Source organism: Burkholderia sp. ABCPW 111, assembly GCF_000773065.1.
Classification (GTDB): domain Bacteria; phylum Pseudomonadota; class Gammaproteobacteria; order Burkholderiales; family Burkholderiaceae; genus Burkholderia; species Burkholderia savannae.
Genome location: NZ_JPWT01000098.1, coordinates 22,126 through 36,524 on the forward strand (window position 1 = coordinate 22,126; position 14,399 = coordinate 36,524).

General features: G+C 66.4%; 15 protein-coding genes. 12 read left to right on the forward strand and 3 right to left on the reverse strand.

Translation table 11 applies throughout. From position 1 onward, the window contains the following. Nucleotides 1-367: 367 nt before the first annotated feature. Nucleotides 368-580 (forward strand): 30S ribosomal protein S21, encoded by a 213-nt coding sequence (gene rpsU / locus X946_RS22495; protein ID WP_004198205.1) that lies wholly within the window; start codon nucleotides 368-370, stop codon nucleotides 578-580. A gap of 355 nt (nucleotides 581-935) precedes the next feature. Here the strand turns inward: rpsU and X946_RS22500 are convergent, their stop codons facing one another. Continuing rightward, nucleotides 936-1,541: a DNA-3-methyladenine glycosylase I gene (locus X946_RS22500; protein WP_038752286.1), complete on the reverse strand. Its 606-nt coding sequence runs from the start codon at nucleotides 1,539-1,541 to the stop codon at nucleotides 936-938. A gap of 152 nt (nucleotides 1,542-1,693) precedes the next feature. On the opposite strand from X946_RS22500, the gene X946_RS22505 reads away from it, so the two are divergent. Together X946_RS22505 and X946_RS22510 are read left to right on the forward strand one after the other, a co-directional pair. Continuing rightward, nucleotides 1,694-2,584 carry a BadF/BadG/BcrA/BcrD ATPase family protein gene (locus X946_RS22505; protein WP_052145144.1) on the forward strand — a complete coding sequence of 297 codons (891 nt, stop codon included), beginning with the start codon at nucleotides 1,694-1,696 and terminating at the stop codon, nucleotides 2,582-2,584. Nucleotides 2,585-2,685: 101 nt separating this feature from the next. Then, nucleotides 2,686-3,507, forward strand: coding sequence for a Cof-type HAD-IIB family hydrolase (locus X946_RS22510; RefSeq protein ID WP_038752291.1), 822 nt, complete (start codon nucleotides 2,686-2,688; stop codon nucleotides 3,505-3,507). A gap of 211 nt (nucleotides 3,508-3,718) precedes the next feature. On the opposite strand, the gene aqpZ is transcribed toward X946_RS22510, so the two are convergent. After that, nucleotides 3,719-4,423, reverse strand: coding sequence for an aquaporin Z (aqpZ, locus tag X946_RS22515; RefSeq protein ID WP_038752294.1), 705 nt, complete (start codon nucleotides 4,421-4,423; stop codon nucleotides 3,719-3,721). 305 nt (nucleotides 4,424-4,728) lie between these two features. Between aqpZ and X946_RS22520 the strand changes: the two genes are divergently transcribed. Continuing rightward, on the forward strand, nucleotides 4,729-5,025 hold the full coding sequence (locus X946_RS22520; RefSeq protein WP_038752297.1) for an H-NS histone family protein: 297 nt from the start codon (nucleotides 4,729-4,731) through the stop codon (nucleotides 5,023-5,025). Between the two features lie 103 nt (nucleotides 5,026-5,128). Here X946_RS22520 and X946_RS22525 read toward each other — a convergent pair whose 3' ends face one another. After that, nucleotides 5,129-6,193, reverse strand: a complete 1,065-nt coding sequence (locus tag X946_RS22525) for a glycosyltransferase family 4 protein (protein WP_038752300.1) — start codon at nucleotides 6,191-6,193, stop codon at nucleotides 5,129-5,131. A 592-nt stretch (nucleotides 6,194-6,785) separates the two neighbouring features. On the opposite strand from X946_RS22525, the gene flhD reads away from it, so the two are divergent. From flhD to X946_RS22565, 8 genes are all read left to right on the forward strand, one after another. Next, nucleotides 6,786-7,106 (forward strand): flagellar transcriptional regulator FlhD, encoded by a 321-nt coding sequence (gene flhD / locus X946_RS36585; RefSeq protein WP_038752303.1) that lies wholly within the window; start codon nucleotides 6,786-6,788, stop codon nucleotides 7,104-7,106. Between the two features lie 92 nt (nucleotides 7,107-7,198). Beyond that, a complete protein-coding gene (gene flhC, locus X946_RS22535) occupies nucleotides 7,199-7,750 on the forward strand; it encodes a flagellar transcriptional regulator FlhC (protein WP_038752305.1) in 552 nt (183 codons plus the stop codon). Between the two features lie 204 nt (nucleotides 7,751-7,954). Then, entirely contained in the window at nucleotides 7,955-8,815 is an 861-nt protein-coding gene (gene motA / locus X946_RS22540) for a flagellar motor stator protein MotA (RefSeq protein WP_038752308.1), read from the forward strand. Nucleotides 8,816-8,831: 16 nt separating this feature from the next. After that, nucleotides 8,832-9,839 carry a flagellar motor protein MotB gene (gene motB / locus X946_RS22545; protein ID WP_038752311.1) on the forward strand — a complete coding sequence of 336 codons (1,008 nt, stop codon included), beginning with the start codon at nucleotides 8,832-8,834 and terminating at the stop codon, nucleotides 9,837-9,839. Between the two features lie 31 nt (nucleotides 9,840-9,870). Next, nucleotides 9,871-10,251 carry a response regulator gene (locus tag X946_RS22550; RefSeq protein ID WP_038752314.1) on the forward strand — a complete coding sequence of 127 codons (381 nt, stop codon included), beginning with the start codon at nucleotides 9,871-9,873 and terminating at the stop codon, nucleotides 10,249-10,251. A gap of 31 nt (nucleotides 10,252-10,282) precedes the next feature. Then, complete coding sequence (gene cheA, locus X946_RS22555; RefSeq protein ID WP_038752317.1) at nucleotides 10,283-12,595, forward strand: chemotaxis protein CheA; 2,313 nt, start codon at nucleotides 10,283-10,285, stop codon at nucleotides 12,593-12,595. A 30-nt stretch (nucleotides 12,596-12,625) separates the two neighbouring features. Continuing rightward, nucleotides 12,626-13,153 carry a chemotaxis protein CheW gene (cheW, locus tag X946_RS22560; RefSeq protein ID WP_038752319.1) on the forward strand — a complete coding sequence of 176 codons (528 nt, stop codon included), beginning with the start codon at nucleotides 12,626-12,628 and terminating at the stop codon, nucleotides 13,151-13,153. A 40-nt stretch (nucleotides 13,154-13,193) separates the two neighbouring features. Beyond that, on the forward strand, nucleotides 13,194-14,399 hold a 1,206-nt coding region (locus X946_RS22565; protein WP_038752322.1), incomplete at its 3' end, for a methyl-accepting chemotaxis protein.

Genomic DNA, 14,399 nt, shown 5'->3' on the forward strand with positions numbered 1-14,399 from the left:
GAGCAAACGTTGCAGTTGCAGCAATCGCGTGCGTGGCACGGCGCCGATTGGCGGGCCGCGCGGCGGCGCCGCGCGGAAAAGTGGTAAACCGCTGGCTGCGCCGATGTTTACCTGTTATGATGGCGGGCTGAATTGAGATTTCTGTCACGCCTTCGCCGTTTACGTGTACACGTAGGGCATGTCTGCTGACAGTCAAACGCGGCGCCTGGTGTTGGTTGCCGAGCGTTTCGCGGTGCATTCCGCCTCTCTTTTCCGGCCTCCGAGGCCGCTACCCGCTCGTTTCGCCCGTTCGTGGAAACGCCCGGAAGGCCGGTGCGTGGCGCTTGGCCGCTACGTTTTTGACCGTATCAAGCAAATTAGGAACGACATGACGACGATTCTTTTGAAAGAAAACGAGCCGTTCGAAGTGGCGATTCGCCGCTTCCGCCGCGCCATCGAGAAGAACGGCCTGATCGCCGAGCTGCGCGAGCGCCAGGCATACGAAAAGCCGACCGCCGTGCGCAAGCGCAAGAAGGCGGCCGCGGTGAAGCGCCTGCACAAGCGCCTGCGCAGCCAAATGCTGCCGAAGAAGCTCCACTAAGCTTCGCTCGCTTCGCCTCGACGGCGGTGCGGCTTCGCGAGAAGCCGCACCGCCGTTTTGTTTGGGCTGTCCGGTATGCAGCGCGGCTCGCGCGGGCATGGCGCACGGGTGCGCGGCGGATCGCGTTCGCGGTCCGCTGCCGAGGGTGCGCCGCACATCTTGCCGCCGCATCGCGCCGGCGTTCCTGCGCAATGGCGTCGGCCATGCTCCCGTCTTCCGCGCCAGGCGGGGCTCCGCCAGCACGCGTGGCTCGACGATCCGGGGTTGGGGCCGCGCCGCTCATGCCGCTGCGAGCGGCAGTCGCAGCGGATTCAGGCGCAATCGACGCCGGCATGCGCCGCCGGCCGCATGAGCGTCATGCCGCCGTTTTCTTCTTCGCGATCTTCTTGCCGAGCGCCGCGCAGCGCGCGTGGCACGGGCAATTCTTTTCGTGGTCGTTGACCATGCCCGTCGCCTGCATCAGCGCATAGCAGATCGTCGAGCCGACGAACTTGCAGCCGTAGCGCTTGAGCGCTTTGCTGAGCGCGTCCGAGCGCTCGGTCGACGCTGGCGCGTCGCGGTACGACGGCCATGCGTTCTGCAGCGGCGCATGATCGACGAACGACCACAGGAATGCGGCGAGCGAGCCGTGTTCCGCGCGAATCTGCTGGACCGCGCGCGCGTTCGTGACGGCCGCCTCGATCTTTGCGCGATTGCGCACGATGCGCGCGTCGAGCACCAGTTCGTCGATCCGCTTCGGCGTGAATCGGGCGACTTTGTCGACGTCGAAATCGGCAAACGCCGTGCGATAACCGGCGCGCTTGTTCAAGATCGTCGACCAGGACAGGCCCGCTTGCGCGCCCTCGAGCACGAGCATTTCGAATAAATGGCGGTCGTCGTGCGACGGCACGCCCCATTCGGTATCGTGATAGTGAGCGTCCGCTTCGGTTTTTACCCAGCTGCAGCGTTCCTGCTTCGGCATCTGTTGCGTGTTCCGTCGATGTGGTCGCGCCAGCATAGCGGATCGGCGAGCGGGCGCAAGCCTGGCCGTTCGGCCGATGGGCGCGGCGGGCCGTTGCGGTTAAGCTCTGGCAACGATGTTACTTCGACGAATCTTCCGGATTGAAGCAAGCGATGGGCAATGACATTTTCCTGATCGGTATCGACGGCGGCGGCACGGGCACCCGCGCGGTGCTGGCCGATGCGCAGGGGCGCGAGCTCGCGCAAGGCGGCGGCGGGCCGTCCGGGCTTGCGCTCGGCATCGAAGCCGCGTGGCGCGAGATCGAGGCCGCCTGCGCGGACGCCTGCGCGCGCGCTGGCGTCGCGTTCGACTGGCGGTGCTGCGTGCTCGGCTGCGGGCTCGCCGGCGTGAACCATCGCGAGTGGCTGGATGCGTTCCGGGCGAGCGCGCCGCTTGCCGCGCTCGCGGTAGAAAGCGATGCCTATACGACCGTCGTCGGCGCCCACGGCGGCGCGCCGGGCGTCGTGGTCGCGCTCGGCACGGGCAGTATCGCCGCCGCACTCGACGAATCGGGCGTCTGCCGGATCGCGGGCGGATACGGCTTTCCGTCCGGCGACGAGGCGAGCGGCGCCTGGCTCGGCTTGCGAGCGCTGTCGCACGCGCAGCAGGCGCTCGACGGCCGTGTTCCGCTCGACGCGTTCGCCCAGGCGCTTGTCGCGCATACGGGCGCGTCCGATCGCGACGCTCTCGTCGTCTGGTCATGCGCGGCGAATCAAACCGCGTATGCGCGCCTCGCGCCGATCGTGTTCGCGCATCGTGATCATCCGGCCGCCGCGCGCTGGATCGAGCAGGCGGGCGTCGAGATCGCCAAGATGATCGACGCGCTCGATCCCGCGGCGGCGCTGCCCGTCGCGTTGTGCGGCGGGCTTGCGGGCGCGCTTGCGAGCGCGGTGCCCGAGCCTCACCGCGCGCGGCTGGTGGTACCGCAGGCCGATTCCGCGCACGGCGCGTTGCGGCTCGCCGCGCGGGAAGCGGCGAGGCTCGGGCTCGTCGCATCGCAATGAACCCGGTGGGCGGCGCAAACGGACATCCGCAAGCGGCGTCTCCCGACCGACGATAGAATGTCCGCTTACTCCCGCGCCCCCCGCATCCTCCGACGTCCGCCATGTATAAAGTCATCGCCACCGATCTCGACGGAACCCTGCTCAACAGCGACCACCAGCTCGATTCCTACACGATCGACACCGTGCGGCGGCTCGCGGGCGACGGCGTGCCCTTCGTGATCGCAACGGGGCGCCACTACGCGGACGTCGCCGGCATTCGCGACGTGCTCGGCATCCGGCCTTACCTGATCACGTCGAACGGCGCGCGCGTGCATGCGCCGGACGATTCGCGGATTCACGCGCAGGACGTGCCCGCCGACACGGTGCGGCAACTGGTGAGGCCCGAGCTCGTCGGCACGCACGGCCGCGTGATCGTCAATCTGTTCACCAATGACGGCTGGCTGATCGACCGCGATGCGCCGCATCTGCTCGCATTCCATCAGGATTCCGGATTTCGCTACGACGTCGTCGACATGCTGTCGCACGACGGCACGGACATCGCAAAGGTGCTGTACATCGGCGAGCCGGAGGATCTGGCCGTCGTGTCGGACAACCTCGCGCGCCGGTTCGGCGGCGCGCTCTACGTCACCTATTCGCTGCCCGACTGCCTCGAAGTGATGACCGCGAACGTCTCGAAGGGACGAGCGTTGCGGGTCGTGCTCGAGCGGCTCGGCGTCGATCCCGCGCATTGCGTCGCGTTCGGCGACAACATGAACGACATCGATCTGCTCGAGACGGCCGGGCATCCGTTCATGATGAACAACGCGAATCCCGATCTCGTCACGCGCCTGCCGAGGGTGCCGCGGATCGGCAACAACTTCGACGCGGGCGTCGCGCGCCATCTGCGCACGCTGTTCGCGCTCGAGAACCCGACCACTCACTGACTGCGCATCGACCGCTTCGTCCGCCTCGATCGCGCCGACAGAGCCGCTCGAGCCAGCGCGCGACGAGCTTCGGCAATGAAAAACGGGCGCCGCAGCGCCCGTTCCCGTTCTGCCCCGCCGCCATTGGCCGGCGAAGGGCGATGTCGATCTTCCTCTGTCGTGTCGCCTTGTGAGGCGACGGGCGGGCGGCCCGATGCCGCCCGCACCGGCGTCAGCTTTCGTCGCGGCCCGCGACGAGCGGGTATACCACGCCCGCGATCGCCGCGCCGATGATGGGCGCGACCCAGAACAGCCACAACTGGCCGATCGCCTCGCCGCCGACGAACAGCGCCGGGCCCGTCGAGCGCGCCGGGTTTACCGACGTGTTCGTCACCGGGATCGAGATCAGGTGGATCAGCGTGAGGCACAGGCCGATCGCGATCGGCGCGAAGCCGGCCGGCGCGCGCTTGTCGGTCGAGCCGAGGATCACGAACAGGAAGAAGGCCGTCAGTACGACTTCGCAAATGAACGCGGCCGCAAGCGAGTAATGGCCGGGCGAGCGGGCGTCATAGCCGTTCGTCGCGAAGCCGCTGCTGACGACGTCGAAGCCCGGCTTGCCGGTCGCGATCAGATACAGCACGAACGCGCCGAGCGTGGCGCCGACGACCTGCGCGACGATGTACGGCACGAGATCGCGGGCCGGGAAGCGGCCCGCCACGGTCAAGCCGACGCTCACGGCCGGATTCAGGTGACACCCCGAGACGTGGCCGATCGCGAACGCCATCGTCAGAACGGTCAGGCCAAACGCGAATGCGACGCCGGTAAAGCCGATGCCGAGGCCCGGATACGCGGCCGCCAGAACGGCGCTGCCACAGCCGCCCAGAACGAGCCAGAACGTGCCGAACACTTCTGCTGCGAGACGCTGAGGTAATTTCATTGGAGTGGTTCCTGGTGGTGAAAATCGAAAACGGATTGCGCCACAAAAAGCGGGGACGCATCCACGAATGCCGCCTGGATTATAGGAAATCTTACGGTTTCCGAAGAGTCAACGATTGTCAAATTGGGATTGGCCGATCGGCGTTTTTATTAGAATAACGCCGTATTGCACGAGTATGGCAATTGAATTTTAAAATTTATCAGACGAAATGTTTTTGTTGGATTTCGTAGCAATTCCGATTGCGCAATAGATCCTTTGTGTCTAGGCTGGGAAATGCCAGGCGGATCATGATATAGGGAGTCGAAATGTCTCAATACGCGAAAATCAAGGCGCAGATCGTCGAGCTGCAGGCTCAGGCGGAAGAGGTACGTCGTCAGGAGGTCGCGGCCGTGATCGCCGAGCTGCAAGGCAAGATCGTCGAGTATGGCCTCACGGCGCAGGATCTGGGATTCGCGGAGCGCGCGCGGCGCGGTCGTCCGCCGAAGAGGGGACCGCTGCCGGCCAAATACCGCGATCCGAAATCCGGCAGTACCTGGAGCGGCCGCGGGAAGCCCCCGCATTGGATCGTCGGCAAAAACCGCGAGCGCTTTTTGATCGGCTGATTATCGGACGCTTGGCAAAAAGAAAGCCGCATTTCCCGATGCGGCTTTCTTCTATGCGCGGCGTAATGGGCGCGTGATTTCTGCAATCGCGCCGGTCAAAGGGTTAACCCGTCGCCACGCGTCGCCATTGCGGCTGCTTGGCTGCTTCGCGCAGCGTTTCATAGATGTCGATATAGCGGCGCGCCATTGCGTGCGAGCTGAAACGTTGCTCGAATTGCGCGCGGATTGCATCGCGCGACAATTCGTCGATCCGGTGCAGCGCGCCGACGGCGCCCTGCACGTCCTCGACGATGAAGCCCGTGACGCCGTCGTCGATCACCTCGGGCACGGAGCCGCGGTTGAACGCGACGACCGGCGTGCCGCACGCCATCGCCTCGATCATCACGAGGCCGAACGGCTCCGGCCAGTCGATCGGGAACAGCAGCGCCTTCGCGCCCGACAGGAACGCGGGCTTTTGCGCCTCGTTGATCTCGCCGATGAACTCCACGTGCGCGGAACCGAGAAGCGGCTCGATCTCGGCTTTGAAATAATCTTCGTCGACCTTGTCGACTTTCGCCGCAATCTTGAGCGGCAGGCCGCTTTGCGCCGCGATCCGGATGGCGGTGTCGACGCGCTTTTCCGGGCAGATGCGCCCGAGGAACGCGAGATATTCGGGCTTGCGGCCGGCTTGCGGCGTGAGTAGCGTGTCGGGCAGCCCGTGGTAGACGGTGCCCGCCCAGCCGGCCTGCGGCAGCGGCGTGCGCTGCGAATTCGAGATCGACACGACGGGTACATTCGGGAACGCGTCGAAGACGGGCTGCAGCTCAGGCAGGTCGAGCCGGCCGTGCAGCGTCGTGACGAACGGCGCATCGAGGCGCGACAGCAGCGGGAACGGCAGGTAGTCGAGATGCAAGTGCAGGACGTCGAACGTGTGGGCGACCCGCGCGACCTGCTCGAGGAGGCGCATATGGGGCGCCATCGCGTCGCGAATCGACGGATCGAGCCGCAGCGCGCGCGGCCAGGCGGCCTCAAGGCGCGCCGACGTGACCGAATCGCCGCTCGCGAACAGCGTGACGTCGTGCCCCATTTCGACGAGCGCCTCGGTCAGATAGGACACGACCCGCTCGGTGCCCCCGTAGAGTTTGGGCGGAACGGCTTCGTAGAGCGGGGCGATCTGGGCAATGCGCATGAGCGTTTCTCCGTTGCGAAGAGGGCGGAACTCGCCGAGGGGCGTTGCGAGCTTCGCTCCGGTAAGCGGTGAGCGCCTGCCCGGGGGGCAAGCGGGCGGTGCGCGGCGAACGTCGCCGGACCGGGCTTTCGGATTCATTATCGGGATCGCGCGAGCGGTATCGAGCGATTTTTCAAACGCTTAACCCTTGTTACAGGATGAAATACGCAAAAACCCTAGAAAACGCCTGTTTGAATGACTAGGATGTGGCAGAAGCGGAATGCAATAGTTGCCCGCCGCAATGGCGCGGATTCCGCCGGCGTGCCCCGCCGTACCTGAAGATGGTGTTTTCCCTGCCTTGATTGGCGGGGCTTTCGGCCAGACGGGCGTCTGCGGGCCGTTTCCGGTCTTTGTCAGAAAAATTCCTACACGGTTTACAGATAATTCCGGCAAAGCGCATTCCCCTTCACTGATAGCGGCCCCCCCGCCGATTGGCCAAAATGCCCGTAAGAATATAAACAAGCCGATTGCCCGCAACTCAGTGGGTAGATCGAGCAAACGTTTTCACTGGCATTACCGATTGGCCAAAGATTTCTTACGGGGGAATCGAATCATGAGCGCAACCAGCGAAATGCTCGCCGAGATCAACGAAGTCAACCTGTCTTACCTGCTGCTCGCGCAACGACTGCTGCGCGAGGACAAGGCCATGGGCATGTTCCGCATGGGGATTTCGGAAGAACTCGCCGATGTGCTCGTGAACCTGACGCTTGCCCAGACGGTCAAGCTCGCCGCCTCGAACCAGATGCTCTGCCGTTTCCGTTTCGACGATCATTCCATGCTCTCATCGCTCGCCGACAAGGGCCGCAGCTCCGCCGTCGCGCATGCGCATTCGGCGATCCTGATGGCCGGGCAGCCGGTCGAAAGCTTCCGTTGAACGGAAGCCGCGCGTCTCGCCGGCGCGTATTGATGCGCGAATCGAAATCGGAAGTCTGATTGTTTTGTTTGGATAAATAGCGGAGAGCGGCGATGGCGTCCAAGAGCGTAGTGGTCGAGGTCAAGGAGATCACCCTGGCGATCGAACTGATCGAGCTAGGCGCGCGGCTGCAGTTGCTCGAAGCCGAGACGAACCTGTCGCGCGATCGGCTGATCAAGCTCTACAAGGAGCTGAAGGGCATGTCGCCGCCGAAGGGGATGCTGCCGTTCTCGACCGACTGGTTCATGACGTGGCAGCCGAACATTCATTCCTCGCTGTTCTACAACATCTACCGTTTCATGCGCGAGCACGGCGGCTGCGATTCGATCCAGGCGATCGTGAAGGCATACCGGCTGTACCTCGAGCACGTCGGGCTGTCGGACGACGAGGCGGTGATGAGCCTCACGCGCGCATGGACGCTCGTGCGCTTCTTCGATTCCGGGATGCTGCAGACGACGCCGTGCACCCGCTGCGGCGGGCACTTTGTCGCACACGCGCACGATCCGCACCACGGCTACGTGTGCGGTCTCTGCCAGCCGCCGTCGCGCGCGGGCAAGACCCGCAAGGCCGCCGCGCAGGCCGACCAGGCCGCCATCGCCGCGTAAGCTTCCCGCGCGCGGCCGCGGGCGAACGAGCGTTCGCTCCGCCCGCGGGGCCACGCCGTTCGCGCGCCGCGCGGCGCACGGCTTCCTCCCCTCTGCTGGTATACACCGGCGGGCCTCCGCCGGGCGGTTCTCAAAGTTTTCGCACCGACTGCCGTAAACCACTTAACGGCGGCCTCCCGGCCGTTCATTCGTGAGGGACAGGCAGTGCTGATTTTCGTGGGAACTCTCGTGACGTTGTTGTCCGTGTTCGGCGGCTACGCGCTGGCGGGCGGACACTTGGGCGCGCTCGTTCAGCCGGTCGAGATCTTGATGATCACCGGCGCGGGCGTCGGCGCGTTCATTCTCGGCAACGGCATCAAGACGATCAAGGCGACGCTGCGCGTGTTGCCCGCGCTGTTCAAGGGCTCGAAGTACAACAAGGACATCTATATGGAGCTGATGGCGCTCCTGTACGTGTTGCTCGCGAAGGCCCGCAAGGAAGGCACGCTCACGCTCGAGGCCGACATCGACGAACCCGAGAAGAGCCCGATCTTCACCCAGTACCCGAAGATTCTTGCCGACCATCACATCGTCGAATTCCTGACCGATTACCTGCGCCTGATGGTGGGCGGCAACATGAACGCGTTCGAGATCGAAAGCCTGATGGACGAGGAGATCGAGACGCACCACGCGGAAGGCGAAGGCCCCGCGCACGCGCTGATGCGCGTCGGCGACGCGATGCCCGCGTTCGGGATCGTCGCCGCGGTGATGGGCGTCGTTCACACGATGGCGTCCGCCGACAAGCCGCCCGCGGTGCTGGGCGCGATGATCGCGCAGGCGCTCGTCGGCACGTTCCTCGGCATCCTGCTGTCGTACGGGCTGATCGGGCCGCTCGCGAGCCTCGCCGAGCAGCGCGTCGCCGAGTCGACCAAGATGTTCCAGTGCATCAAGGTGACGATCCTCGCGAGCCTGAACGGCTACGCGCCCGCGATCGCCGTCGAGTTCGGCCGCAAGGTGCTGTTCTCGACCGAGCGTCCGTCGTTCGCCGAGCTCGAAGAGCACGTGCGCCGCGTGAAGGCGAAGTGAGCGCGAGAGGCCCGACATGAGCAAAGGCAAGGATCAGGCAATCATCGTCAAGCGGGTGAACCATCAGAAGAAGGGGCACCACGGCGGTGCATGGAAGCTCGCGTACGCGGATTTCATGACCGCGATGATGGCGTTCTTCCTGTTGATGTGGCTGCTGTCGGCGGTGACGCCCGTGCAGTTGAAGGGCATCGCCGAATATTTCAACACGCCGCTCAAGGCCGCGCTCTTCGGCAGCGGCGATCGCAACGCGGACGATTCGAGCATCATCAAGGGCGGCGGCCGCGACCTCTCGAGCATCGACGCCGGCACGACGCGCCGCACCGACGGCTCGACCAGTCTCGCCGAGCGCATCGTGAAGAAGAACGACGACGAAGCGCTCGCGCAGGCGCAGGGCTCGCTCGAGCGCCGCGAGCAGATGCGGCTGCACGACCTGCAGGTGAAGCTGATGGCGGCGATCGAGGCGAACCCGACGCTGCGCCAGTTCAAGCAGCAGATCCGCATCGATTCGACGCTGATGGGGCTGCGCATCGAGATCGTCGATACGCAGAAGCGGCCGATGTTCGCGATGTCGAGCGACGCCGTCGAGCCGTACATGCGCGACATCCTGCGCGAGATCGGCAAGACGCTCAACGACGTGCCGAACCGCATCATCGTCCAGGGCCACACCGACGCCGTGCCGTATGCGGGCGGCGAGGGCGGCTACAGCAACTGGGAGTTGTCCGCCGACCGCGCGAACGCGTCGCGCCGCGAGCTGATCGCGGGCGGCATGGACGAGGCGAAGGTGCTGCGCGTGCTCGGCCTCGCGTCGACGCAGAACCTGAACAAGGCGGACCCGCTCGATCCGGAGAACCGCCGGATCAGCATCATCGTGCTGAACCGCAGATCCGAGCTCGCGCTGATGCGCGACGACGCGACGACGACGACGCTGTCGTCCGACGCAGCCGGCTCGACACGCCTCGCGCAGCAGATCACGCCGCCCGGCGCGGCCGCCGCGCCGGGCGTGCCGGCCGCGCCGAAACCCTGACATTTTCGAGAACACGCATTCGAGACAAGACATGATCCGAACCATTCTCGCCATCGACGATTCCGCCACGATGCGCACGCTGCTCAGCGCGACGCTCGGCGAAGCGGGCTACGACGTGACCGTCGCCTCGGACGGCGAAGTCGGGCTCGACGTCGCGCTGGCCACGCCGTTCGACTTGGTACTGACCGACCACTACATGCCGAAGAAGAACGGCCTCGACGTGATCGTGGCGCTGCGCGCGCAATCGGCATACGAGGCGACGCCGATTCTCGTCCTCACGACCGAGAACGGCGACGCGTTCAAGGACGCGGCGCGCACGGCGGGCGCGACCGGCTGGATCGAAAAGCCGCTCGACCCGGAAGCGCTGCTCGAGCTGGTCGCGGCGCTGTCGGCGTCGTCGAGCCTTTCGTGACGAACATGACGTTTTTATGCGGTGAACCGGCATGACTCTCGACATCACACAGTTCTATCAGACGTTCTTCGACGAAGCCGACGAGTTGCTCGCGCAGATGGAGCAACTGCTGCTGAACCTGGACGTCGCCTCGCCCGATCCCGAGGATCTGGCCGCGATCTTTCGCGCCGCGCATTCGATCAAGGGCGGCGCGGCGACGTTCGGCTTCACCGCGCTCACGGAAACGACGCACATCCTCGAATCGCTGCTCGATCGCGCGCGCAACCATGAGCTCACGCTGACGAAGGAAATGGTCGACGCGTTCCTCGAGACGAAGGACGTGCTGTCCGACCAGCTCGCCGACTACCGCGCGAGCGCCGAGCCGGACGCGGCCGCGGCCGCCGCGATCTGCGCGAAGCTCGAGCGGCTGAAGGCGTCGGCGAGCGCCGCCGCCGCCGCGCCCGCGGCAGCACCGGCCGCATCGGCAGCATCGGCACCGGCGGCCGCTCAGCCGGCCGCGTCCGTCGCGGCGGCGCCTGCCGCTGCGGCCGCGCCGACGGCGGGCCTCTTCGGCGCGCCCGCGCATGTCGTCGAGCAGGCGGTCGAGGCCGCGCATCCGGCGCCCGGCGCCGCAAGCGGCGGCGACGGCCCGCATCTGAAGATCACGCTGTCGGGCGTCGGCGACAAGGACCAGGAACTGCTGACCGAGGAACTCGGCAATCTCGGCCAGATCGTCGGCCGCGCGAAGACGGGCGACGCGCTCACGCTGTGGCTCGAGACCGACGTGTCGTCGGACGACATCATCGCCGTGTGCTGCTTCGTGATCGACGAAAGCCAGATCGCGATCGGCCGCGGCACCGCGCCGAGCGCGGGCGTCGCGCAACCGGACGTGGCCGCCGCGCCGCAGGCCGCCGAGCAGCCGGACGACGCCGAGCGGGAGCCTGCGGCGGCCGCATCGGCGGCGGAACCGGTGGCGACCGCCGCCGAAGCGAAGCCGGCCGCGCAACCCGCTGCGCCGAGCGCGCCCGCGGCGCCCGCCGCCGCGCCGGCATCGGCTCAGGCTCAGGCTCCGGCATCGGCATCGGTCGCACAAGCCGCCGCGCAAGCGGCCGCGCCGCATCACGACGACCGCAAGCCGCGTCCGGCCGCCGCCGCGAGCGCGGAGGGCAGCTCGATTCGCGTCGGCGTCGAGAAGGTCGACCAGTTGATCAATCTCGTCGGCGAACTCGTGATCACGCAGGCGATGCTCGCCGAGACGACGAGCGCATTCGATCCGGCGCTGCACGACCGCCTGTACAACGGCATGGCGCAGCTCGAGCGCAACGCGCGCGACCTGCAGGAAGCGGTGATGTCGATCCGGATGATGCCGATGGACTACGTGTTCAGCCGCTTCCCGCGGCTCGTGCGCGACCTCGCGGGCAAGCTCGGCAAGCAGGTCGAGCTCGTCACGTTCGGCCAGGCGACCGAGCTCGACAAGAGCCTCATCGAGCGGATCATCGATCCGCTCACCCACCTCGTGCGCAACAGCCTCGATCACGGCATCGAGACCGTCGAGGCGCGCCGCGCGGCGGGCAAGGACGCGGTCGGCCAGCTCGTGCTGTCGGCCGCGCATCACGGCGGCAACATCGTGATCGAGGTCAGCGACGACGGCGCGGGCCTGAACCGCGACAGAATCCTCGCGAAGGCCGCGAAGCAGGGGATGCAGATCTCCGAGAACATCAGCGACGACGAAGTGTGGAACCTCATCTTCGCGCCGGGCTTCTCGACGGCCGAAGTCGTGACCGACGTGTCCGGCCGCGGCGTCGGGATGGACGTCGTCAAGCGCAACATCCAGTCGATGGGCGGGCACGTCGAGATCACGTCGCAGGCCGGCCGCGGCACGACGACGCGGATCGTGCTGCCGCTCACGCTCGCGATCCTCGACGGGATGTCGGTGAAGGTCGGCAGCGAGATTTTCATCCTGCCGCTGAACTTCGTGATGGAGTCGCTGCAGCCTTCGGCCGAAGACATCTACACGATCGGCAACGGCGAGCGCGTCGTGCGCGTGCGCGGCGAATACCTGCCGCTCGTCGCACTGCACGAGGTGTTCCTGGTCGACGGCGCGCGCACCGATCCGACGCAGGGCATCGTCACGATCATGCAGACGGAGGGCCGCCGCTTCGCGATGCTGATCGACGAGCTCGTCGGCCAGCAGCAGGTGGTCGTCAAGAACCTCGAGACGAACTACCGCAAGGTGTACGGCATTTCGGCGGCGACGATTCTCGGCGACGGCAGCGTCGCGCTGATCGTCGACGTCGCGGCGCTCAATCGCGATACCCGCACGACGCACGGCGCGCACGCGAGCGCCGCGCTCGCGGTGTCCTAACTTACGTCATCCATCGACCTGGGGGCTAACGTGTCCGAAGTCCAAACGAACCATCCGGCCGCGGCGAACGCGGCCAACCGCCGCGACGCCGAGCAGGGCGACGCGGCGGGCCAGGAATTCCTCGTCTTCACGCTCGGCGACGAGGAATACGGCATCGATATCCTCAAAGTGCAGGAAATCCGCGGCTACGACAGCGTCACGCGGATCGCGAACGCGCCCGAGTTCATCAAGGGCGTGATCAACTTGCGCGGGATCATCGTGCCCATCGTCGACATGCGCATCAAGTTCCATCTCGGCCGCGTCGACTACGACCATCAGACGGTGGTGATCATCCTGAACGTCGCGCATCGCGTCGTCGGGATGGTCGTCGACGGCGTGTCCGACGTGCTCACGCTGTCGAACGAGCAGATCATGCCGGCGCCGGAGTTCGGCGGCGTGCTGACGACCGAGTATCTGACGGGCCTCGGCACGGTCGACGGGCGGATGCTGATCCTGATGGACATCGAGAAGCTGATGACGAGCAAGGAGATGGCGCTGATCGAGACACTCGGCGCGTAAGCGGGCGCGAAGGACGCAACGGAACTACGGGGAGCTGACGATGCTGCACAACTGGTCGATCCGCACGACGCTGACGGCCGTCGGATTAATGCTGGTGCTCGTCGCCGCGCTGGTCGGCGGGCTCGGGCTGTACGCGCTCAATCACGCGAGCCGCTCGCTCGACGCGATCGCGCACGGCGACCTGCCGACGATCCACACGCTCGACGACGCGTCGTCGTACCTGCTGCGCTCGCGCGTCGCGCTCGACCGTTTCAAGACGCTGTCCGAGGCCGGCAACGCCGACGAGGCGCAGAAGGTGCTGTCACGCGCGCAGGAGCTGTACGCGAAGTCGACGCAGAACTGGCAGGCGTATCTCGCGGCGTCGAAGGAAGGCATCGACCAGGCGCTGACGGACGAGCTCGCCGCGCGCTACGCGACGCTCGCGAAGGAAGGCGTCGAGCCGGAGTTCGCCGCCGCGCGCGCGGGCGATCTCGCCGCATACCACGCGATCGCCGACACGAAGATCAGCCCGATGTTCGTTGCGTACGACAGCGCGGCGTCCGCCGTGGTCGCCGCGTATTCGAAGCGCGCGGAATCGCGCTTCGACACGACACAGGCGCGCATTTCGCTGATGATCGCGCTGATCGCGGCGGGCATCGTCGCCGCGTTCCTGATGGTGATCGGCATCCGCTTCGCGCTGCGCGGGCTCATCGTGCAGCCGCTCAACGTCGCGATCGCGCAGTTCGAGCGCATCGCCGAGGGCGACCTCGCGCAGGTGCCGCAGGTTGCCGGCAAGAACGAAATCGGCCGGCTGTTCCAGGGCATCGGCCGGATGCAGGCGGCCGTCGCCGAGATGGTGAAGGCCGTGCACCGCGGCACGGCGGCGGTCGACGCCGGCGCGCGCGAAATCTCGAGCGGCAACGCCGATCTGTCGGCGCGCACCGAATCGCAGGCGGCGTCGCTGCAGGAAACCGCGTCGAGCATGGAGCAACTGACGGGCACCGTGCGCCAGAACGCGGAGAACGCGCGGCAGGCGAGCCAGCTCGCGGTCAACGCGTCCGACATCGCGACGCAGGGCGGCGAGGTCGTCGGCCAGGTCGTCACGACGATGCAGGACATCGCGACGAGCTCGACGAAGGTGGCCGACATCATCGGCACGATCGAGGGGATCGCGTTCCAGACCAACATCCTCGCGCTGAACGCGGCCGTCGAGGCGGCGCGCGCGGGCGAGCAGGGGCGCGGCTTCGCGGTGGTCGCGGGCGAGGTG

What these genes read in the sequence shown, in the direction of transcription:
- rpsU (WP_004198205.1), top strand. Translation starts at nt 368, where the DNA reads ATGACGACGATTCTTTTGAAAGAAAACGAGCCGTTCGAAGTGGCGATT.
- X946_RS22500 (WP_038752286.1), bottom strand. Translation starts at nt 1,541, where the DNA reads ATGCCGAAGCAGGAACGCTGCAGCTGGGTAAAAACCGAAGCGGACGCT.
- X946_RS22505 (WP_052145144.1), top strand. Translation starts at nt 1,694, where the DNA reads ATGGGCAATGACATTTTCCTGATCGGTATCGACGGCGGCGGCACGGGC.
- X946_RS22510 (WP_038752291.1), top strand. Translation starts at nt 2,686, where the DNA reads ATGTATAAAGTCATCGCCACCGATCTCGACGGAACCCTGCTCAACAGC.
- aqpZ (WP_038752294.1), bottom strand. Translation starts at nt 4,423, where the DNA reads ATGAAATTACCTCAGCGTCTCGCAGCAGAAGTGTTCGGCACGTTCTGG.
- X946_RS22520 (WP_038752297.1), top strand. Translation starts at nt 4,729, where the DNA reads ATGTCTCAATACGCGAAAATCAAGGCGCAGATCGTCGAGCTGCAGGCT.
- X946_RS22525 (WP_038752300.1), bottom strand. Translation starts at nt 6,193, where the DNA reads ATGCGCATTGCCCAGATCGCCCCGCTCTACGAAGCCGTTCCGCCCAAA.
- flhD (WP_038752303.1), top strand. Translation starts at nt 6,786, where the DNA reads ATGAGCGCAACCAGCGAAATGCTCGCCGAGATCAACGAAGTCAACCTG.
- flhC (WP_038752305.1), top strand. Translation starts at nt 7,199, where the DNA reads ATGGCGTCCAAGAGCGTAGTGGTCGAGGTCAAGGAGATCACCCTGGCG.
- motB (WP_038752311.1), top strand. Translation starts at nt 8,832, where the DNA reads ATGAGCAAAGGCAAGGATCAGGCAATCATCGTCAAGCGGGTGAACCAT.
- X946_RS22550 (WP_038752314.1), top strand. Translation starts at nt 9,871, where the DNA reads ATGATCCGAACCATTCTCGCCATCGACGATTCCGCCACGATGCGCACG.
- cheA (WP_038752317.1), top strand. Translation starts at nt 10,283, where the DNA reads ATGACTCTCGACATCACACAGTTCTATCAGACGTTCTTCGACGAAGCC.